Here is a 19846-nt window from a genome sequence, read left to right as displayed (position 1 = left end):
CTCACCCCGGTCCGAGAAACACCTTTCTCTTTCCCTCCTTCTGGAGCGGGGACTCCTCCCAGGACGTAGTGTGACGCGGGTGGCCGACTCCGGCCCACCGCCGGGTCAGCGTCACGCTTTCGAGGTGGAGCGCACAGCCGCGCTCCCGAACTAGGAGGAGCCTTGTCCCGGAAGTCAAGAGGCGCCCGATTCGGCGCCGTACCCGTGCTCGCAGCAGGTCTGGTGGTGGCTGGCATCGCGCCCGCGAACGCCGAGATCCCCCCACCGGAGTCCCCAGACGGGATCGCCGAGATCGTCGAAGCGATGACGCTCGAACAGCTCGTCGGCCAGATGACCTGGACCCACGTCTACGGCAACTCTGCCGACGACACGTCCATGGCGGCGTCCAACCAGGAACGCTACGGCGTCGACACCCCCGCCGAGGTGATCGAGAAGTTCGACCTGGGTGGAGTGCTCTACTTCGCCTGGTCCAACCCCGTGGTCACGAACGACCCCGAGGGCACCGCGGAACTCTCCAACGGGCTGCAGGCCGCGTCCATCGGTGACGACGGCTCGGGCATCCCACTCGCGGTCACCATCGACCAGGAGGGCGGCATCGTCGCCCGCATGGGTGCCCCCGCAACTGTCCTGCCGGGCAACATGGCCCTGGGCGCAACTTTCGACGCCGGGCTCGCCGAGGCGCAGGGTGCAGTGCTGGGCTCGGAACTCGCCGCGGTCGGCATCAACGTCGACTTCGCACCCGTCGTCGACATCAACACCAACCCGGCCAACCCGGTCATCGGCGTGCGTTCCATGGGTGCCGACCCGGAGACCGTCGGCGAGCTGGGTGCCGCGCAGATCCGCGGCATGCAGGGAGAGAACGTCGCCGCCGCGGCCAAGCACTTCCCCGGCCACGGTGACACCGAGACCGACTCCCACACCGGCCTGCCCATCGTCACCTACCCCCGGGACGTCCTGGACCAACACCTGATTCCCTTCCAGGCGGCCATCGACGAGGGCGTCGACATGATCATGACGGCCCACGTCATCGTGGAGGCCATCGACCCGGACATGCCCGGCACCCTCTCGCACGCGGTCCTGACCGACCTCTTGCGCGGTGAACTGGGATTCGACGGCGTGGTCACCACGGATGCCCTGGACATGGACGCACTGAAGGTCCTCCCCGAGAACCCGCTCGACGACGGGCAGATCGCCGTCCTGGCCATCCAGGCCGGATCCGACATCCTGCTCAACTCCCCCGACGTGCAGGCCTCCCTCGACGGCGTCCTCGACGCCGTCGCGCAGGGTGACCTGACGCGGGAGCGCCTCGAGGAGTCTGTGACGCGGATCCTGGAGTGGAAGCTCGAGCGGGGCGTCTGGGAGGACGACCCGAGCGTGCCGCTGGACGGTGTCACCGACCTGGTCGGCAACGACGACCACCTCGCAACCGCCGCCGAGATCTCCGACCGGGCCGTCACGCTGCTCCGCAACGAGGGCGACGTACTACCCCTGGACCCGGACTCGGACTCCATCCTGATGGTGGGTGCCGGCAGCGCATGGCCCGAGCGGATGGGCCCGATGCTCATCGAGCGCGGATTCCAGGTGACTGAGGACTACGAGAACGGCTCCTCCCCCAGCGAGGAGTACCGAAACCGTGCGGTGGCTGCTGCTGACGAGCACGACGCCGTGATCTTCGCCTCCTACAACGCCTCCGGCAACGCGGCCCAGCAGGCCATGGTGGCGGCGCTCGCGGAGACCGGGGTCCCGCTCATCGTCGTCAGTGTCCGCAACCCCTACGACATCAACGTCTTCCCCGACGCGGATGCTGTGCTGGCCACCTACGGTTGGGGCGTCCCCAACTTCACGGCGGCAGTGCGTGCGGTGGCCGCTGACTTCAACCCCAGCGGTCGACTCCCCGTGGACGTGCCGTCGGCCTCCGGTGACGAGGTCCTCCTGGAGCTTGGCTTCGGGCTGCGGTACGGCGAGGAGGTGACTCCCGAGGACGTGGTGTTCACCGACGAGCCCGGTACCGAGGAGGACATCTACACGGTGCCCGACGTTGCCGGCGTGGTCTACCTCGTGGATGGTGAGATCGTTGAGGCCGGGACGCACCCCGGAGCTGGCGAGGTCACCGTCACCGCGGAGGCGGAGGGGCTGAACTACCTCGCGGACGGGGCGACGACGTCGTGGAGCCACACCTTCGACGCCACTTCCCCGTCGCCATCGCCGTCGCCCAGCCCCACGCCCACCGATGAGCCGGAGGAACCCGGTGTGGACGTGTACTCCACGCCAGGCTTCCACAACGTGAACGGGCGCTGGTGGTACACCGAGTGTGAGCCCTACTCCCAGACGATCCGATGCACCACCGACATCTGGGCGACGCAGGTCACCCACGAGAACGGTCGCTTCGTGGGCAGCACGGACTGGCACTTCAACAACCTCACCTACCTGCCGTTCATGGCCCGGGCACAGTGGTCCCAGAACCCACTCGGGTACGCCGGTGAGTGGACTTCCACTGACGGGCGTCAGTGGAGGACCGAGTGCGACACGGCCGAGACCGGCCGCAACGGATGCCGCTCCTGGATCCAGGCTCGATTCATCGCAGGCACGCAGGGTGCCGACGGCACGTGGAGCTACTCGTGGCAGGAGGGCTGGGTGTTCAACAACATGGTGCGCTTCAAGGTGAACTGACGCGTACCTACGCAGGCGGCCGACCGGGGATCCTGGTCGGCCGCTGTCGTTTCAGGAATAAACAGGGAAAGCTCTAGAGTGATAAAGCGACAAACGTGTATATGGGTGTAACGACTGGAATGAGGAGCGAGCAGGGTGCCGCTGGAAGGTCAGGACGTAGTGCCAGCACCTGCCAGACGAGCACCCCGACAAGGCATACCCGGTGCATGGCTTTCCCGGTGGGCAGGGGTCTGCGGTGGAATCACGGTGCTTCGGGGCCCTGCGGGATGCCTGCGGCAGCTGCGGAGTGGTCGTTGCTGCCCGCGGGTGGAGACTAACCTCTGGCTTCCCCGCTGAGCCGCAGCTGATCCGCTACCTGCGCCTTGCCAGCTGCTCTGCGGCTTCCCCGCCACCCGACGGCCCCCTCTGCTTCCCTGCTTCCCCTGGGCTCCCCGTCACGCGACGGCTTCGGCTGCGGCCTTCCCGTTACCCTGTGGTTCCCCGCTTCCCGGGGCTCCCCCGCCACGCGACGGCTCCCTCGCGGCTTTCCCGCTACCCCGTGGCTTCCCCACTACCGCCATAGCGGGACATCCGGCGGCGGGGGTAGCGCAGGGTTGTGCGGTGGGGTCAGCCTGGTGCGGCAACACTCTCCTGTGAGGGCGGACGGGTGTTGCGCTCCCCTCTGGGTGGTCGCCCGTCTGTTTGGGCGCTGTGTGGCCGTACGGCAACGGGGACGGCGCAGCACATGACACGGCCGAGGCGCTGAGGAGTTGGGGTATCCGCTTCCAGTTGTCCGTGCCGGATGACTACTTGAGGTGCGCCCAGGCTGGCCCGGGGAGACCGTGACCTTGATGGGCTTTCGTTTCACGTGAAACGGCATCTGTTTCGGGTCGATGTTGACAACGTTTGACCACGAGTTGAGACTTCCGCATCCGAATCATGCATCGATTGGGTGTGTCCCAAGCCTGCGCACTAGAGTTGCGGCAGCGTTCGAGAGGAGACTCCCCAATGGCCCTGTTCTTCCGCAAGAAGGCGAAGACACCCAAGGCTGAACCAGCTGAAATCTGGAAGAAGCACGAGAACGTTTCACGTGAAACGGCCATCAAACTGCCCCAAGGGCCGAAGCGTGCCGCCTTCGACCGCGCGGACGACGACTGGGACACCGAGGACGAGTACGGTACGGAGATTGAACCGGAAGCGCCCGAGTTGACACTCCCCCGCCCCGCTGAGCCGAGAATCTTCGTGGTCGCGAACCAGAAGGGTGGGGTCGGGAAGACGACGACGGCCGTCAACATCGCCACGGCCCTCGCGTTCGGCGGCCTGAACGTGTTGGTGGTGGACACTGATCCGCAGGGGAACGCCTCAACCGCCCTCGGTGTAGACCACTCCCCCGGCGTCGAAGGAACGTACGAAGTGCTGCTTGACGGCGCGAGCATCATCGACCTTGTGCAACGCTCCCCCCACACCCCGAACCTCCATGTGCTGCCGGCGACCATCGACCTGGCCTCCGCTGAACTCGAACTCGTCAACGAGCAGGGCCGCGAGACGAAGATGAAGCGAGCTCTGGCGAAGTACATCGAAGCCTCTGGTGTCGACTACGTCTTCTTCGACTGCCCCCCGTCCCTGGGGCTGCTCACGCTGAACGCACTGGTTGCCGCGACGGAGATCATGATCCCCATCCAGTGCGAGTACTACGCGCTGGAAGGCGTCTCCCAGTTGATGCGCACCATCAACAAGGTCAAGGGGAATCTCAACGACGAACTCGAGCTCTCGACGGTGATCCTCACCATGTACGACGGACGCAACAACCTCTCGCAGGAGGTTGCACGTGAAGTCCGCAACCACTTCCCGGAGCAAACGCTCGACGCGCCGATCCCGCGTTCCGTACGTGTCGCAGAAGCGCCCAGTTACGGACAGTCGGTCCTCACCTACCAGCCCAAGTCCCCGGGCGCAGTGGCATACACCCTCGCCGCACAAGAACTCGCCGGCAACGCACGAACCGAAGGAGCCTGATCATGGCAGCGAAGCATTCTGGACTCGGAAAGGGTCTCGGTGACCTCTTCGCGCGCACCGACGAGGAGGTGGCGACGGGCAAGCCATCCAAGCCGCTGGCGGACGGCTCGTACTTCGCAGAGGTTCCGCTGGGGCAAATCGTGCCCAACCCGCGTCAGCCTCGTACGAACTTCGACGAGGACGACCTGGCAGAGCTGGCCGCGTCCGTCCGTGAGTTCGGAGTGCTCCAGCCGGTCGTGGTACGCGAAGTCGGCAGGGACGCCTACGAGCTGGTGATGGGGGAGCGGAGGTTCCGGGCCAGCCAGCTGGCCGAGCGGGAGACCATCCCGGCCATCGTCCGCGGCACCGATGACCAGGATCTGCTGCGAGATGCGCTGCTCGAGAACCTGCACCGGGCCAACCTCAACCCGCTGGAAGAGGCCCACGCCTACAAGCAGCTCCTCGAGGACTTCGACTGCACGAAGGAGGAACTCTCGAGGCGCATCCACCGCAGTCGTCCCCAGGTCTCCAACACGCTGCGGCTCCTGAACCTGCCCGCAAAGGTGCAGAACAAGGTGGCCGCAGGCGTGCTCTCGGCCGGACACGCCCGGGCCCTACTGGGCCTGTCCGACGCGCGCTCGCAGGAGCTCCTGGCCGAAAGGATCATCGCCGAGGGACTGTCGGTGAGGAGCACCGAGGAGATCGTCGCCATGGGGGAGGGGACCCCTGGCAAGGCGCCCGTTCGACGTGGCATCCGGCAGCCGTCCGAGCGCGAGACCAACATCTCCCGGAACCTCTCGGACCACTTCGACACCCGCGTGAAGGTCAACATCGGCCGCAACAAGGGCAAGATCACCATCGAGTTCGCCTCCGGGGAGGACCTGGACCGGATCCTCGCTGTCATCGAAAACCGAACGATCTAACGATCAAGCGATGTACCGCTGTATAGCTTTGTCGACAAGCCGACAGAGCTCTAGAACGATTCCTCCACGCGGATAGGATGGCCCTGTGGCTGACGCTGAGACCGAACCCCTCGACCTGGACGACGAGGGCCTCGACCCCGAAGACCTCCCCGGAATCCGGGGTGCACTCCTGCGCTACCGCGTGATGGCCTACATCGTGGGCGTCCTGCTGGTGGTCCTGGTCTGCGTGGGACTGCCCCTGAAGTACATCTGGGGCAACGGCATCGTGGTCACCTGGACGGGCGTCCCACACGGCTGGCTCTACATGATCCTCCTGATCACGGCCTACGATCTGAGTCGTCGCGTCGGATGGTCCATCAAGTGGGTACTCGCCATCATGGCCGCCGGCACCGTCCCGTTCCTCTCCTTCGTGGCAGAGCACTACGCCACCAAGGACGTCAGGGCCAAGGTGGCCGACGTCGCGGAGACTCCCTGAGCCCAACCGGGCAGGGGATGGCTCAGGCGGGCCGCGCCAGCAGCCGCTCCCGAACCTCCACCAGGGGCACCCGGGCACCCAACTCCGCACCCAGCAGGCCGGCGAGCTCAGCATCCGCCAGCGGACGGGTCAGCGTCGCCTGGCTCACCAGCAGCGAGACCTCGAGGATCTCGTACCGCAGCGAGCCGTCGGCGAGCCGCTCCTGGAAGCGTGAGGTGCCCGGCCAGAACTCCCCGTCGACGGCGGGGAAGGTCTTCTGCTGGTCGGTGAGCCGGTCCCAGGTGCGCACGGAGGACACCGAGTCGCCCACGCTCTGCCCGTAGGCCTCCGCATTGACCCGCGTGGCCTCAGCGACGGTACCGGTCACCCCGGAGAGCGCCTCGATGCCGACGAGCTCCTCGGCCACCGCCCGTGCGACGACGTCGTCCCACAACTCCTCGCCACCGGCAGAGACACCGACACCACAGGTCACGGAGAGGTCATCCACCGAGCACCCGGTGAAGTCCACGTCGATGCCGGTGATGAGATTCTTGAACTGTGGAGTGGCCATGCACCCATTCCACGCCCAGTAAATTGAAGAGTCAAGTAGTTTCGCGAGTGGAGAACTACTCGGAACCGTCCGCGTCCTCGGCTGCGGCGCGGGCCTGCTGCCGCTGCCTCGCCCTGGCGAGCTTCTTCTCCTCGTCCTTTGCGAATCCCCGCGCCACGAAGATGCTGAAGGCGATCGCGGCCCCCGCGAAGACCCACCACTGCATGGCGTAGCCCTGGTGCATGGCGGTCCCGCCGCCCTCGGGCAGCACCGCCTGTGCCTCGCCGAGGCCGTAGCGCTCGGAGAACTCCGCCGGCATGGTGACGTAGCCCTGGATCATCGGCTGGGGCCAGGTCTGGACGAGTGACTGCAGGCGCAGCGTCGGCAGCGATCCCTCCGGGGCGTCGGCGGGGACGGACTCGCCCGCCTCTGCGGACGCGTCGCCACCGAGGAACACTCCCGTCAAGGAGGTCACGGCAAGCAGGTCATCCGGCAGCGCCGAGTCCCGGTCCGCGGTTCCCACCACCACGGCCACCGACCTGCCGTCGGTCATCTCGAAGGCCACCACCGAACGCAACGGCCACTCGGTGCCCACCAGGAGGGAGTGCTCCGGCTGGAACTCGCCCTCGAGGGTCGCCATCCGCCCGTAGATGTCCTCGATGGTGCCGTCCTCGGCCACGTTCTCGGCCAAGGACACCTCCGGCATGGCGCGCCGCTCGGCGGCGACGTCCTCCATGGAGAGCTGGAACCGGGCCATCTGCCACAACCCCAGCAGCAGCATCGCGATCGCCACCACCACACCGACGATGATCGCGATGCCCTGCTTGGTGCGAAGTCCCACGTCAACCCCGCTTCGCGAGCTCGACGAGGCCGGCGAACACGTCACCCAGGTCCAGGCCCGCCGCCTCGAACGCGAGCGGCGCCAGGGAGGTCTCGGTCATGCCGGGAGCCACGTTGCCCTCGATGAACCACGCCACACCGGCGCCGTCCACGACGATGTCCGTGCGGGACAGGTGTCGCAGTCCCAGCACCCGGTGTGCGGCCAGTGCGAGGTCCTTGGCGGCCGCCAGCTGCTCGTCGGGCAGTTCGGCCGGCGTCACGAACCGGGTGGCCCCGGCGGTGTAGCGGGCCTCGTAGTCATAGACGCCGGTGTTGGGCCGGATCTCCACCGGCGGCAGGGTGCGCAGGCCGTCGGGGCCCTCGAGGACGGTGACTGCCACCTCGGTGCCGGTGATGAACTCCTCGATCACCGCCATCGGACCGTAGGCGTAGGCGCCGACGAGGGCGCCGGGGAGTTCGTCTGCCGACGACACCTTCGCGGCCCCCAGCGCGGAGCCGGAACGCGACGGCTTGACCATCAGCGGGTACCCCAGCTGCTCACCGATGGCGGTCATGATCGACTGCGCCCCGAGCTGCCGGAAGATGTCGTGGGGGAGGGCCAACTGCCGCGGGGCGTGGAGACCGGCGGCGTGGATGGCCGTGGTGGCGATCGACTTGTCGAAGGTGACGCGGGCCGGGCCGGAACGGGGACCGACGAAGGGGACCCCCAGCACTCCCAGGACCTCGCTCAGCGCCCCGTCCTCGCCCAGGCCGCCGTGCAGCATGGGAATGACCACGGGGTCCTCGACGGAGCCCAGGAGCCCCACCAGGTCCGCGTTCACGTCGGTCTCGACGACGTCGTGGCCCCTGTCCCGCAGCGCCTGCGAGACGCGCCTGCCCGAACGGATGGACACGTCGCGCTCGTGGCTCAACCCACCGGAGATCACGATGATGGTCATGGTTGCATCATTCCTTGTCAGGAGAGATCAGGGCCGGGTCCGACGACGCGACCCGGCTGCGGGTTGGGGGAGCGGACACCGAAGGTGCGCAGAACGTCGAGTTCACCCTCGAGCACGTCGGCGAAGCGCTCGACGCCGATCCGGATGTTCTCGACGGTGGGGAAGCAGTACGAGAGCCGCACGTTGCGGGCGCCCTGGCCGTCGGCGTAGAACGCGCCCCCGGGCACGAACGCCACCCGGGCGTCGACGCCGCGGGCCATCATCGACTGGGAGTCGACGCCCTCGGGCATGCTCACCCAGACGAAGAAGCCGCCCTTGGGGTGGGTCCAGGTGGAACCGGGGGGCATGTAGTCGTCCAGGGCCGCGAGCATGGCGTCGCGTCGCTCCCGGTACATGTCGCGGTACACGTCGATCTGGCCGCGCCAGTCCTGCTTCTCCAGGTAGTTGGCGATGGCGAACTGACTGAACACGGGCGGGCACAGCGTCGCGGACTCCTGCGCGAGCACGAGTTTCTCGCGGATGGCGTGCGGCGCCAGCGCCCACCCCACCCGGAAGCCGGGGGCGAAGGTCTTGGAGAAGGAGCCGAGGTAGATGACGTCGGCGTCGACGGAGCGCATCGCCGGGATGGGCTCGGCGTCCAGGCTGAGCAGGCCGTACGGGTTGTCCTCCACGACGAGGATGCCCTGCTCCGCGCACACGCGCAGCACCTCGAGGCGCCGCTCCCACGGCTGCGTGAGTCCGGAGGGGTTGTTGTAGTTGGGGATGGTGTACAGGAACTTGACGCGCCGACCCTCGGCCGCCAGCCGGACCGCCGTCTCACGCAGTGCTTCCGGGTCCAGCCCGGACTCGTCGCTGCCGACGTGGACCACCTCGGCCTCGTAGCTGAGGAACGTCCCCAGTGCCCCGACGTAGGAGGGCGACTCGGCGAGCACCACGTCGCCGGGATCGAGGAAGATGCGGGAGACCAGGTCCAGCGCCTGCTGCGAGCCGGCCGAGACGAGCACGTCGTCGGCGTTGGCGTCGATGCCCTCGAGGGCCATGACCTCCAAGATGTGTTCGCGGATGCGTGGCTCGCCCTGGCCGGAGCCGTACTGCATCACCTGGGTGCCGTTGTCGCGGATCAGTTGCGCGAGGTCATCGGCGATCTCTGGGAGGGGCAAGTCCAGGATGTTGGGCATCCCGCCCGCAAGGGAGACGATCTCAGGACGATTCGCGACGGCGAACAGGGCTCGGACCGCGGAGACCCTCATGCCGCGGGTGCGCGTCGCGTAGTTGTCGACGAACCGGTCCAGCCGGGTGTCGAATCTCGGTCCTTGCGATGTCATGGTTCCCACTCTGCCGCATCCGGCCAAGCCGGCGCCCCCGTCCGTGCGGCGGTTCTGTTGTCAGGACGTGAGGGTGGTGTGGAAGTCGTCGACGGTGCCGGCGAGCTGCTCGGGGGTCTGCTCGGTCAGACCAACCACCATGATGGCCGTCGAGTCCGCGATCCGCACGCACACCGGCGAGCCCGTGTCCGACGACGTCCCACAGCTGGCCGATCCGACCTCGGCCACACCGGAGATGCCGGCGTCGGCGAGGTAGTTTCGCAGGTCGTCCTCCGGCCGGGACAGCACGAGCGCCACCCGGTCCGTGCCGTCGGAGTAGTCGGCGCTGATGATCACCCGGCCCGGGATGGCCGGGTCCTGGGACTCGGAGGTTGCGCCGCGCACGAAGTCGCCGACCAGTTGCGGCGCCTCCAGCGGCCAGGCGGCCTCCGTCGCCGTGGGGGAGGGGGACGGGGACTCGTCGGGGGAGGACCCGCCCAGCGAGAGGCCCAGCCAGAGCGCCAGCAACAGCAGTACGGCCACCGAGACCAGTCCGGTCCACTTGACCCAGGTGGGCATCGGCGGCGGCGCGGCGGGCAACCCGGCGTCGGCCACTGGACCGAGGTCGTCGACGGCGGGCGGGGCCTTGGTCACCTTCCGCCAGGAGCCGCTGGGCTCCGGAGTGCCCTCAGGGGTGCCGCTGACCTCGTAGGGTTCCGCTGCCGACGTCGCGGAGAACGCGGTGGGCGCAGAGTCCGCCGAGGGGGCCGAGTCCGCCGAGCGGCGGGGAACCGGTTGGGGTTCGTCGGCGTCGCCCTCGAAGGGGTCGCGAGGACTGGACACGATCAGAGGTGCTCTTCGATGACCTTCTTCAGGGCGTTCTTCGACTTGCCGCCGGAGATCGACTGCACGATCTCGCCGCCCTTGATGAACTCCAGTGTGGGCAGGCTGAGGATGCCGCGCTCGGCCGCCAGGGCGGTCTCCGCGGAGGTGTCCACCTTCACGAACTTCACCTGCCCGGCGTAGGTGTTGGAGAGCTCCTCGACGATGGGGGACAGCTGCTTGCAGGGCCCGCACCAGTCCGCCCAGTAGTCGACGACCACGAGCTGGTCCGCCGCGAGGACCTCGCCGGGGAAAGTAGCGGTGGTCACGTCAGTCACTGCCATGTTTTCGGCCTTCCTAGGTCATGCCCCGGTGGGGCGTGATGGACCATTCTAGTCCTGTGGTTGTGGTCAGTCGTTGAGCGCCGCGAGGAACTTCTCGGCGTCCAGGGCAGCAGCGCAGCCGCTGCCGGCGGCGGTGATGGCCTGCCGGTAGGTGTGGTCGACGAGGTCACCGCAGGCGAACACGCCGCGCAGGTTGGTGGCGGTGGAGCCGTGCTGGGTGAGGACGTAGCCCTCGCCATCGAGGTCCACCTGGCCGGCCACCAGTTCGGAGCGCGGCTCGTGGCCGATGGCGATGAACAGGCCGTTGACGGGGTAGTCGCGCTCCTCCCCGGTGATGGTGTCGGTGAGGGTGAGGGACTCGACGGACTTGTCGCCGTTGATGGCGGTGACCGCGGAGTTCCACTCGAAGCTGATCTTGGGGTCCTTCTCCGCGCGGGCGGCCATGATCGCCGACGCGCGCAGTTCGTCGCGACGGTGGATGACGGCCACGCTGGAGCCGAAGCGGCTGAGGAAGGTGGCCTCCTCCATGGCGGAGTCGCCGCCGCCGACGACGGCGATGGGCTTGTCGCGGAAGAACGCGCCGTCGCAGGTGGCGCACCAGGACACGCCGCGGCCGGAGAGGCGCTCCTCGTCCGGGATGCCGAGCTTGCGGTAGCCCGAGCCCATGGCGAGGATGACCGCGTGGGCCTTCCAGACCTTGTCGTCGGAGTCCGTGACGAGCTTCACGTCACCGGTCAGGTCCAGCGCGGTGGCGTCGTCGGTGATGATGTTGGCGCCGAAGCGCAGCGCCTGCTTGCGCATCTCATCCATGAGCGCCGGGCCCATGATGCCCTCCGAGAAGCCGGGGAAGTTCTCCACCTCGGTGGTGTTCATCAGGGCACCGCCGGCGTCGAACGAGCCCTCGAAGATGACGGGGTTCAGCGACGCGCGGGCTGCATAGATGGCCGCGGTGTAGCCGGCCGGTCCGGATCCGATGATGATGAGGTCGTGGATCTCTTCGGACATGCATGCTCCTGAGGGTGTGGCGGATGGGCGATCGTCCCCCATCCTATGTGGCAGTTGACGGGACTTCCCCATCGACGGCGCTCGTTCGCCGACGGCTTTGCCCGCGCGGGGCCGGGGGCATCGGCGGAGCGTTCCACCAGCAGCGAGAACACCAGCCCAAGGGCCAGCACCGCCGCGGCCACGCCGACGGCAATCGCGCTGGCCGACGAGAACCGGGTGGCCGTGGCCTGCTGCATAGTCAAATCACCCAGACCGATTGCCAGCGCTGTCCCACCCAGCGCGCTGCCGAATGCCGAACCCACCTGGCGTACTGTGCTCTGGGTGGCTGAGCCAGCGCCGGAGGCTGCGACTGGGACGTCGCGCAGGACGGTGGAGGTGAGCTGGGCGGCGGCCAGCCCGAGGCCGAGGCCGTAGGGGAGCAGCGCCAAAGCCACCAACCACGGACTGGACCCGGCTCCCACCAGGAAGGCGGTGACCAGCGCACCTGCCACCTCGAGGGCCAGTCCCAGGACCACCACCCGTGCCGCCCCGATGGCCGCGGCCAGGTGACGGGCGGCGGCCCCGGCGATGAAGGCGCCACCGGCCATGGCGGCCAGCACCAGGCCGGCGCCCAGGGCGTCGAGGCCCAGCGAGACCACCAGGTGCAGGGGCAGCACGAACACCAGCGCGAACTCGCCCACGGCCACAAGGCCCGCGGTGACGTTGCCGAGCGAGAAGGTGGGGATGGCGAACAGCGACACGTCCAGGACGCCGCCGGTGCCGTGACGCTGGCGGCGGGTCTCGTGCAGGACGAAGCAGCCGATGGCGACGAGGCCGACGAGCAGCACCACCGGGACGGCGGAGACGGGGGCGTCGGTGCCCCAGTGCAGCGGGCCGAGTTCGAGCGGTGCCTTGGGAACCCACCAGCCGAGGTCATTGCCCTCGATCAGGCCGAACACCAGCGCACCGAAACCGATGGCGGACAGCACCGGCCCCAGGATGTCCACCCGGGAGAAGTCCTCGTCGCTGCGGGTCTCGGGAACCAGCAGGGGAGCGGCCACCAGCAGCGCGGCCCCGATGGGCACGTTCACCCAGAAGATCCAGCGCCAGTCTGCGGCGGTGGTGAGCCAACCACCCAGCAGCGGACCGACGGCGGCTGCGCCGGACATGACCGCGCCCCAGATGCCGAACGCAGCTGCCCGGTCCGGGCCACGGAAGGTGGCGTTCACCGAAGAGAGGGTGGTGGGCAGGATGAGCGCGCCACCCACACCCTGCAGCGCGCGGGAGCTGATCAGCAGAGCGGGGTCCGTGGCCAGTGCCGCCGCGATGCTGCCGAGGACGAACGTCGCTATGCCCACCAGCAGGAGACGACGTCGCCCCAACCGGTCCCCGAGCCGACCGGCGGTCAGCAGCAGGGCGGCCAGCACGACGGAGTAGAGGCTGCCCACCCACTGCGCGTCGGTGAGGCTGAGGCCCAGGTCGGCGATGATCGTCGGCAGGGAGACGCCGACGATGGTGCCGTCCAGCACGATCATGGCCAGCGAGAGCGCCAGCACCCACAGGCCAGCCCACTCGCGGCGCGTGGCGCGGTGGTCTGGTGGAGCGGCGTTGGTGGGTTGGCCGCCGGTTCGAACCTCGGTTTCCATGCGATTTCCCAGTGATAGAGACGTGGTGTCTCCAACAATGGTAACACTTCGAGACAGGGTGTCTCAAAGAGGGGTTGGGGGTGTGTGCCGCGGGGCCGAACGGGATGGGTCAGGCGTGGTGCGTGGTCAGGCCGGCCACGATGCCGCGGACCGCGTTGGTGGACACCGCCACCACGGCGTCGATGGGTTCCCCGGCGTCGAGCTGCCGGAAGCCGGCCTCGAGCACGCCGCGGGTCAGGCCGCCGGCGATCCGGGCGGCTGTGGGATCGGGGAGCAGCGCCCCCCAGGCGGAGGCCAGGGCATCGCGCATCACCTTGTGCGCCTGCTCCATGATGGCCTCGCTGGCGGGGGAGACGTCGGTGCGGCCCAGCATCATCAACCAGCCGTGGCCGGTGCGCGCCGACTCCCGGAGGTTGGCCGCGGTCCACACGACGATGCGCTCTGTCGGGTCCTCGACGTCGGCCAGTGCGGCGTCGACGGCCTCCAGCCAGCCAGGCAGGGAACGGGCCAGCACCATGCCGTGCAGGTCGTCGACGGAGTCCACGTAGCGGTAGATGGAGTTGCGTGCGATGCCGGCGGCCTGGGCCACGGTGGCGGCGGTCAGTTTCTCCGGCTCGCCGGAGCGCAGGATCTCCTCGGCGGCGTCAACCAGCTTGTTCTGGATGATCGCCCTGTGTTCAGCGACGGTGGCTGCGGAGATCCTGGGCACGTCAACAGCCTATCGAGCTGTGCGCGGTCCCCTTCCCCAGGTGCGAGCGGCTCTCTTCCCAGTCGCACTGAGGTGCGAGCGCCAGTGAGCCTCGAAGTGCATCCGGCAAGTGGATCTGGCAAGGCCCTTCGAGGATCGTACCTCGCACCTCAGGGGGCAACTTTGGGTGTGGCGAGTCAGGGCGACTGGGGGTGGGGGTCAGGCCGACTGGGGCGACTCGAGGAGCTCCAGGATGGCTGTTGCCAGCGCGACGTCGATGATCAGGGTGTTGGCGATCCCGGCACGGACGGCGGCCACCACCGTGCCGGCCTTTGCGACGCCCTCAGCCACCACCACGATCTCGGGAACCGTCCGTAGCTCGTCGGCCGTGATCCCGATCAGGCGCTGCAACTGCGGGGTCTGGATCACCTCGCCGTCCCGGGTCAGGAAGATGCCGGAGACCTCCCCCTCCACCCCGGCCGCCTCGAGCTCGGACACCAGCGGCTCGTCCAGGTAGCTGCGCATCTGCGTGGTGGCAGGCTCCCAGGAACCCACGGACAACATGGCGACGGTGAGTTCGGAGAAGGTGTCCAGCGCCAGCCGGATCTGGGACTGCTCCCGCATCATGGCAGCGGCCTCTGCATTGTCCGCGACGAGGGGGGCCATGATCGGGATCGCTGCACCGCCGGAGTGCGATGTCGCGCGCCGGAGGATCTCGATGGGCGAGATCGCCAGCACGCTGCCCAAGGAGCCGGTGAGCTGCACCACCTTCACCGGTGGCAGCTCGATGAGGTGCTCCGTCATCAGTGCCAGGGTCCGGCCCCACGACAGCCCCAGGACGTCGTCGGGCACCAGGCGCCGGGAAAGGAAGCCGGCCCCGGCCGCGGCCACCCGACGTCGTGGGTCGGCCGAGCCGGTGGTGGGGATCACGATGCACTCGCGTAGGCCCAGCCGGTGCTGCAGCTGGGTGGTCAACCGGTCCTGTGGTTGGGGCTTCTGGTTGATGGCGACGGTGACGATCCCGGTCTCGCGCGCCATCGTCAGCAGCCGGGCCACCTTGAACCGGGAGACCTGCAGCCTGTCGGCTATCTGGACCTTGGTCAGGTCCTCGAGGTAGTAGAGCCGGGCTGCGAGCACGGCGAGCTGCTGCTCCGTCGCGCGCTCATCAGTATCTGGTGTCTCGCTCATATGAGCATCATCCTGTGTGAAACATGGGGTTGTCAATCGTTCTGGCGCTCGTTAGAGTGTGCCCAACACGCGGAAACGCTCAAGTGAGCACATTCGACCCAAGGAGGCGTCGTGAAATCTCGGTTCAAGCTCCCAGATGAGCTGGGGATCCTCGGTGTCCTGGTCCTCGTGGCCATCGCCATGGCGATCATGTCCCCGCGGTTCGCCACCACCGGCAACCTCACGGTGCTCCTCGAGAACGGCGTTGTGGTGGCCTTCCTCGCCCTCGGCCAGACCTTCGTGCTGCTGACAGGCGGCATCGACCTGTCCGTCGGCTCCAACATCGCACTCACCGGCATGCTCGCGGCGCTCACCATGGCGGCCGGGTTCCCCTGGTGGGTGGCCATCATCGTGGCAGTGCTCGCCGGCATCGCGGTGGGCCTGTTCAACGGCATCGTTGTCCACTACGTCGGGCTACCGCCGTTCATCGTGACCTTCGCCACGTTCGGGATCACCGCCTCCATCCCGATGATCCTCACCAGCGCCCAGTCCGTGAACGTGGCAGACCCGATGTTCGCCACCATCGGCCGCGGCTCCTTGGCCGGCATCCCCACGCCGGTGGTGCTCGTGGTCATCGCGCTGCTGATCTTCATGTTCATCCTGCACCGCACCCCCTACGGCGTGCACCTGTACGCGGTGGGCGGCAACAAGGAGACCAGCCGCCTGGCCGGAATCAACATCGCACGCGTCACCATCTCCGCCTACGTCGTCAGCGGCATCTGCGCCGCCATGGGTGGACTGATCACCATGAGCCGCCTCATGGTGGGCTACCCCAGCGCCGGCTCCGGCAACGAGCAGTTCTACTCCATCGCCTCCGCGGTGGTGGGCGGCGTCAGCCTCTTCGGTGGCACCGGCACCATCCTCGGCGCGTTCATCGGCGCCATCCTGATCGCCACCGTCTCCAACGGCATGAACGTCCTCGGCGTCCCCAGCTTCTGGCAGCCGCTCGTGATCGGCGTCATCATCCTGCTGGGCGTCACCCTCGACGGCTACCGCCGTCGCACCGCCGCGCAGCGCACCGGCTTGCGTCGCATCCGCAGCAACCAGGACGACGGGTCCAAACAACCATCCGACGCCACCGGCGCCGAGACCTCGGCCGCTGCCGGGGCGGGCGACGACACCCAATCCTGAACCAACCCACCAACGCGCCCGGCCACGCACGGCCATGCGCATCCCAACTTCCTCCACGAAAGGACGAAACAACATGAGGAAGCTCTTCACGGCAGCCGCGGGCATCTCCGCGCTCCTGCTGGCCGCGTGCAGCACGGGCGTGGCCCCCACTGAGACCCAGGGCACCGAATCCACCGGTGGCGACGAGACCGCCGCCGCCAGCATCTACCTGGACGAGATCCCCCGCCCGGAGTCCTGCGACTCGGAGAACCCGTTCGTCGCCGTCTCCCTGCCCAACCTGACCAACCCCTACTACGTCTACATGAAGAAGGGCTTCGAGGAGGCCGGTGCTGAGGCCGGCTTCGACGTCGAGGTCCAGGTCGCCGGCGACGACGACGCCGAGCAGCTGGCCCAGGTGACCGCCATGATCCAGCGCGATCCGTGCGCCATCGCCCTCAACCCCGTGAAGTCGGCACCCGCCGCGGCCATCGTCAAGGCCGCCAACGACGCCGGCATCCCGGTGTTCACCGTCAACGTCACCGTGGACCCGGACGCCATGGCAGCCCAGGGCGCCAAGATCGTCCAGTACCTGGGCGCTGACAACTTCGCCGGCGGCCGCCAGTCCGCCGAGCTGGTGCTGGAGCACATGGGTGCCGACGCCGAGATCAAGGTGGGCTTCGTCTCCGAGCCCGACGAGATCCCCGTCGTCCAGCGCGACGAGGGCTTCGAGGAGGGCATCTCCGCCAACCCGAACGCCGAGGTGGTGGCCGTGGTGGACGGCAACGTCAAGCCCGACGACAGCCTGCGCGTGACCCAGGAGATGCTGCAGGGCAACCCTGACATCAACGTCATCTTCGCCTCCACCGGCCCCGCCGCCTACGGCGCCATCCAGGCCGTCACCGGCGGCAACCACGACGTCAAGGTCTACGGCTTCTGCGCCGAGGGCGAGCCCACCACCGACGTCTACCCCGGCTGCGTCGCCCAGGAGCCCGAGCTCTACGGCCAGCTGGTGATCGAGCAGATCAAGACCTGGTTCGACGGCGGCACCGTCGAGCACGAGGCCCTGCAGGACCTCAAGGTGTTCTCCGACGGCGAGCAGCCGGCTGAGAACGAGCTCGGCTGAGTCAAACACAACAGGACCGGAAACGAAGGGAGCTGGAGATGTCCACTGAGAAGGCAGGTTGGCGGGCCGAGGGGATCGTGAAGATCTACGCGGGCACACGCGTGCTGAAGGGTGTCTCCATCTCCCTTCGTCCGGGAGAAGTGGTGGGGCTGGTGGGGCACAACGGCGCGGGCAAGTCGACGCTGCTGAAGTGCCTCTCCGGCGCCATCCGCCCCGAGGAGGGCACCATCCACCTGGATGGTGAGGAGATGCGGTTCACCGGGCCGCAGGACGCCATGCGCCACGGCATCTCGACGGTGTACCAGGAGCTGGCGCTGCTGCCCAACCTCACCATCACCGAGAACATCTTTCTGGGCGAGGAGCTGCGCTCCGGCCCCGCGCTGGACAAGCGCGGAATGCGCAAGGTGGCCCGGGAACTGGTGCAGGACTTCAAGCTGGACATCGACGTCGACAGGCGGCTGGGAGACTACCCGGTGGCCACCCGGCAGCTGCTGGAGATCGCCGTCGCCACCCACCGCGACGCCAAGTACCTGCTGCTGGACGAGCCCACCACCTCGCTCGAGGCCGAGCAGGTGAACCAGTTCCTGGACCTGGTGCGGGAACTGTCCAAGGAACGCGGACTGGGAATCCTGCTGATCGACCACAAGATGAGCGAGCTCTACGCCGTCGCCGACAGGATCGTCGCGCTGGTGGACGGCGAGGTCAGGATCGACGCGGACGTCAACAGCGTCTCCCAGGAACTGGTCATCGAGGCCATCACCGGCGAACCCGCCACCACCACCGCCGACGGCGTCCAGGTGCAGTCCCTCAGCGAGGGGGAGTCCAACCCGCCCGGCGAGGTGGTGCTGCGCGTCAACAACCTGCGCAACCGGGACCTGGACGACGTCTCCCTCACCGCCCACGCGGGCCGGGTGCTGGGCATCTACGGGCTGATCGGCTCGGGCCGCACGGAGTTGCTGCGCGCCCTCGTCGGGCTGGGCGGAGTGGAGTCCGGCACCATCGAACTGTTCGGCAAGCCCTACGTGCCGCGGACGCCGTCGCAGGCGCAGCGGCTGGGAATCGCCTACCTCACCGAGGAGCGCAAGACCGACGGCATCATCCCGCTGCGCAACAGCATGGACAACGTGACGCTGCCCGTGGTGAAGCGCTTCACGAAGGGGATCGTGCTGCAGCCGCAGGCCATGGCCGCCGCCGCGCACGAGTACATGGACACCATGCGGGTGCGCGGCAACCGCGACGCCCCCGTCTCCAGCCTCTCGGGCGGCAACCAGCAGAAGGTGCTGCTGGCCCGCGTCCTGGCGCAGCGCCCCAAGGTGCTGCTGCTGGACGAGCCCACCAAGGGCGTGGACATCGGCGTCAAGAAGGAGATCCACCGCATGCTGCGGGAGCTCGCCGCCGACGAGGGACTGACGGTCATCGTCGTCTCTTCCGAGGAGGAGGAGATCCTGGCCGTGGCCGACGACGTCGTCATCTTCAGCGACGGCCGCTGCTCCGGGAAGAGCACCCCCGCCGTCGAACTCACTGACGCGGACCTGCGCAAGGCCGCCTGGAGCCACTGAGAAAGCAATTGAGAGGAACAGCAGAAATGTCTGAGCTGGATGAGATCCTGGCCACGGCGCGCGAACGGATTGCCACCGAGGCCGCCGGCGTGGCCGCCGTCGCGGGCGAACTGGACGAGGCATCGGTCACCGCAGCCAGGTTGTTGTTCGGGTGCCGCGGCAAGGTCTTCGTGAGCGGCTCGGGCACCTCGGGCACCATCGCCCGCCGCATGGCGCACATCTTCGCCGTCACCGGCACCCCCGCCATCTACCTCCCCCCGATGGACGCCCTGCACGGCACTCTCGGCGTCGTCACCGAGGGCGACATCGTGATCGTCATCTCCAAGGGCGGCGGCTCCGACGAGATCAACGACCTCGTCACCCGCGCCCAGGACCGGGGCGCCGGCGTGATCGCGCTCACCGTCACCCCGGACACCCCCATGACGCGCAAGGCGGACCTCACCGTCGTCGTCGGCAAGGACCCGGAGCTGGACCTGGGCGGGATCATCGCCATGGGATCCACCCTGGCGCACGCCATCTGGGGCGACGCCATGGCCACGGTCCTGATGCGGGCCCGCGGCTACAGCTGGAAGAAGGTGCACCACACCCACCCCGGTGGCGCGGTGGGCGCCAAGACAGAACTGCCGGACGAGCTGGAGACCCTGGCCATCGAACCGCTCAACCTGGCCGAACTGCGGGCGGGCTGATCCGCGA

Annotated in this window: 18 protein-coding genes; 8 read left to right on the top strand and 10 right to left on the bottom strand. The window is 68.2% G+C overall.

Annotation, left to right across the window (positions count from 1 at the left end):
* Nucleotides 1-162 precede the first annotated feature (162 nt).
* The 4 genes from ACYU7G_RS01475 to ACYU7G_RS01460 all read left to right on the top strand — a co-directional run bounded on the left by ACYU7G_RS01475 (nucleotide 163) and on the right by ACYU7G_RS01460 (nucleotide 6039).
* On the top strand, nucleotides 163-2670 hold the full coding sequence (locus ACYU7G_RS01475; protein ID WP_461104027.1) for a glycoside hydrolase family 3 protein: 2508 nt from the start codon (nucleotides 163-165) through the stop codon (nucleotides 2668-2670).
* A 987-nt stretch (nucleotides 2671-3657) separates the two neighbouring features.
* Nucleotides 3658-4662 carry a ParA family protein gene (locus ACYU7G_RS01470; protein WP_461104025.1) on the top strand — a complete coding sequence of 335 codons (1005 nt, stop codon included), beginning with the start codon at nucleotides 3658-3660 and terminating at the stop codon, nucleotides 4660-4662.
* A 2-nt stretch (nucleotides 4663-4664) separates the two neighbouring features.
* Entirely contained in the window at nucleotides 4665-5564 is a 900-nt protein-coding gene (locus tag ACYU7G_RS01465; protein WP_461104023.1) for a ParB/RepB/Spo0J family partition protein, read from the top strand.
* A gap of 85 nt (nucleotides 5565-5649) precedes the next feature.
* Nucleotides 5650-6039: a DUF3817 domain-containing protein gene (locus ACYU7G_RS01460; RefSeq protein ID WP_461104021.1), complete on the top strand. Its 390-nt coding sequence runs from the start codon at nucleotides 5650-5652 to the stop codon at nucleotides 6037-6039.
* A 22-nt stretch (nucleotides 6040-6061) separates the two neighbouring features.
* On the opposite strand, the gene ACYU7G_RS01455 is transcribed toward ACYU7G_RS01460, so the two are convergent.
* The 10 genes from ACYU7G_RS01455 to ACYU7G_RS01410 all read right to left on the bottom strand — a co-directional run bounded on the left by ACYU7G_RS01455 (nucleotide 6062) and on the right by ACYU7G_RS01410 (nucleotide 15322).
* Nucleotides 6062-6589 (bottom strand): hypothetical protein, encoded by a 528-nt coding sequence (locus tag ACYU7G_RS01455; protein WP_461104019.1) that lies wholly within the window; start codon nucleotides 6587-6589, stop codon nucleotides 6062-6064.
* A 55-nt stretch (nucleotides 6590-6644) separates the two neighbouring features.
* Nucleotides 6645-7409 (bottom strand): SURF1 family protein, encoded by a 765-nt coding sequence (locus tag ACYU7G_RS01450; protein ID WP_461104017.1) that lies wholly within the window; start codon nucleotides 7407-7409, stop codon nucleotides 6645-6647.
* Between the two features lies 1 nt (nucleotide 7410).
* Nucleotides 7411-8346: a D-alanine--D-alanine ligase family protein gene (locus ACYU7G_RS01445; RefSeq protein ID WP_461104015.1), complete on the bottom strand. Its 936-nt coding sequence runs from the start codon at nucleotides 8344-8346 to the stop codon at nucleotides 7411-7413.
* Between the two features lie 17 nt (nucleotides 8347-8363).
* Nucleotides 8364-9671, bottom strand: a complete 1308-nt coding sequence (locus ACYU7G_RS01440; RefSeq protein ID WP_461104013.1) for an aminotransferase-like domain-containing protein — start codon at nucleotides 9669-9671, stop codon at nucleotides 8364-8366.
* Between the two features lie 60 nt (nucleotides 9672-9731).
* Nucleotides 9732-10493, bottom strand: a complete 762-nt coding sequence (locus ACYU7G_RS01435; protein WP_461104011.1) for a hypothetical protein — start codon at nucleotides 10491-10493, stop codon at nucleotides 9732-9734.
* A gap of 2 nt (nucleotides 10494-10495) precedes the next feature.
* The gene (trxA, locus tag ACYU7G_RS01430; protein ID WP_461104009.1) at nucleotides 10496-10816 is read right to left on the bottom strand and encodes a thioredoxin; all 321 of its coding nucleotides are present in this window, start codon (nucleotides 10814-10816) and stop codon (nucleotides 10496-10498) included.
* 66 nt (nucleotides 10817-10882) lie between these two features.
* Complete coding sequence (gene trxB, locus ACYU7G_RS01425) at nucleotides 10883-11821, bottom strand: thioredoxin-disulfide reductase (protein WP_461104007.1); 939 nt, start codon at nucleotides 11819-11821, stop codon at nucleotides 10883-10885.
* On the bottom strand, nucleotides 11734-13446 hold the full coding sequence (locus tag ACYU7G_RS01420; RefSeq protein WP_461104005.1) for an MFS transporter: 1713 nt from the start codon (nucleotides 13444-13446) through the stop codon (nucleotides 11734-11736). The genes trxB and ACYU7G_RS01420 overlap by 88 nt, the downstream gene beginning before the upstream one ends.
* A gap of 109 nt (nucleotides 13447-13555) precedes the next feature.
* The gene (locus tag ACYU7G_RS01415) at nucleotides 13556-14155 is read right to left on the bottom strand and encodes a TetR/AcrR family transcriptional regulator (protein WP_461104003.1); all 600 of its coding nucleotides are present in this window, start codon (nucleotides 14153-14155) and stop codon (nucleotides 13556-13558) included.
* A 198-nt stretch (nucleotides 14156-14353) separates the two neighbouring features.
* A complete protein-coding gene (locus tag ACYU7G_RS01410; RefSeq protein ID WP_461104001.1) occupies nucleotides 14354-15322 on the bottom strand; it encodes a sugar-binding transcriptional regulator in 969 nt (322 codons plus the stop codon).
* Between the two features lie 111 nt (nucleotides 15323-15433).
* Between ACYU7G_RS01410 and ACYU7G_RS01405 the strand changes: the two genes are divergently transcribed.
* The 4 genes from ACYU7G_RS01405 to ACYU7G_RS01390 all read left to right on the top strand — a co-directional run bounded on the left by ACYU7G_RS01405 (nucleotide 15434) and on the right by ACYU7G_RS01390 (nucleotide 19839).
* A complete protein-coding gene (locus ACYU7G_RS01405; RefSeq protein ID WP_461103999.1) occupies nucleotides 15434-16492 on the top strand; it encodes an ABC transporter permease in 1059 nt (352 codons plus the stop codon).
* A gap of 73 nt (nucleotides 16493-16565) precedes the next feature.
* Complete coding sequence (locus ACYU7G_RS01400; RefSeq protein ID WP_461103997.1) at nucleotides 16566-17594, top strand: substrate-binding domain-containing protein; 1029 nt, start codon at nucleotides 16566-16568, stop codon at nucleotides 17592-17594.
* Between the two features lie 38 nt (nucleotides 17595-17632).
* Entirely contained in the window at nucleotides 17633-19153 is a 1521-nt protein-coding gene (locus tag ACYU7G_RS01395) for a sugar ABC transporter ATP-binding protein (protein WP_461103995.1), read from the top strand.
* Nucleotides 19154-19179: 26 nt separating this feature from the next.
* The gene (locus ACYU7G_RS01390) at nucleotides 19180-19839 is read left to right on the top strand and encodes an SIS domain-containing protein (RefSeq protein ID WP_461103993.1); all 660 of its coding nucleotides are present in this window, start codon (nucleotides 19180-19182) and stop codon (nucleotides 19837-19839) included.
* Nucleotides 19840-19846: the final 7 nt, after the last annotated feature.

The sequence above is a fragment of the Tessaracoccus terricola genome, from assembly GCF_054776555.1.
The sequence above is the reverse complement of the archived record's forward strand: the minus strand, read 5'-3'. Positions and strand labels throughout refer to the sequence as shown.

Coding starts and splice junctions, on each gene's coding strand:
- ACYU7G_RS01410 (WP_461104001.1), bottom strand. CDS start 15,322: ATGAGCGAGACACCAGATACTGATGAGCGCGCGACGGAGCAGCAGCTC.
- trxB (WP_461104007.1), bottom strand. CDS start 11,821: ATGTCCGAAGAGATCCACGACCTCATCATCATCGGATCCGGACCGGCC.
- ACYU7G_RS01445 (WP_461104015.1), bottom strand. CDS start 8,346: ATGACCATCATCGTGATCTCCGGTGGGTTGAGCCACGAGCGCGACGTG.
- ACYU7G_RS01440 (WP_461104013.1), bottom strand. CDS start 9,671: ATGACATCGCAAGGACCGAGATTCGACACCCGGCTGGACCGGTTCGTC.
- ACYU7G_RS01395 (WP_461103995.1), top strand. CDS start 17,633: ATGTCCACTGAGAAGGCAGGTTGGCGGGCCGAGGGGATCGTGAAGATC.
- ACYU7G_RS01400 (WP_461103997.1), top strand. CDS start 16,566: ATGAGGAAGCTCTTCACGGCAGCCGCGGGCATCTCCGCGCTCCTGCTG.
- ACYU7G_RS01420 (WP_461104005.1), bottom strand. CDS start 13,446: ATGGAAACCGAGGTTCGAACCGGCGGCCAACCCACCAACGCCGCTCCA.
- ACYU7G_RS01465 (WP_461104023.1), top strand. CDS start 4,665: ATGGCAGCGAAGCATTCTGGACTCGGAAAGGGTCTCGGTGACCTCTTC.
- trxA (WP_461104009.1), bottom strand. CDS start 10,816: ATGGCAGTGACTGACGTGACCACCGCTACTTTCCCCGGCGAGGTCCTC.
- ACYU7G_RS01455 (WP_461104019.1), bottom strand. CDS start 6,589: ATGGCCACTCCACAGTTCAAGAATCTCATCACCGGCATCGACGTGGAC.
- ACYU7G_RS01390 (WP_461103993.1), top strand. CDS start 19,180: ATGTCTGAGCTGGATGAGATCCTGGCCACGGCGCGCGAACGGATTGCC.
- ACYU7G_RS01470 (WP_461104025.1), top strand. CDS start 3,658: ATGGCCCTGTTCTTCCGCAAGAAGGCGAAGACACCCAAGGCTGAACCA.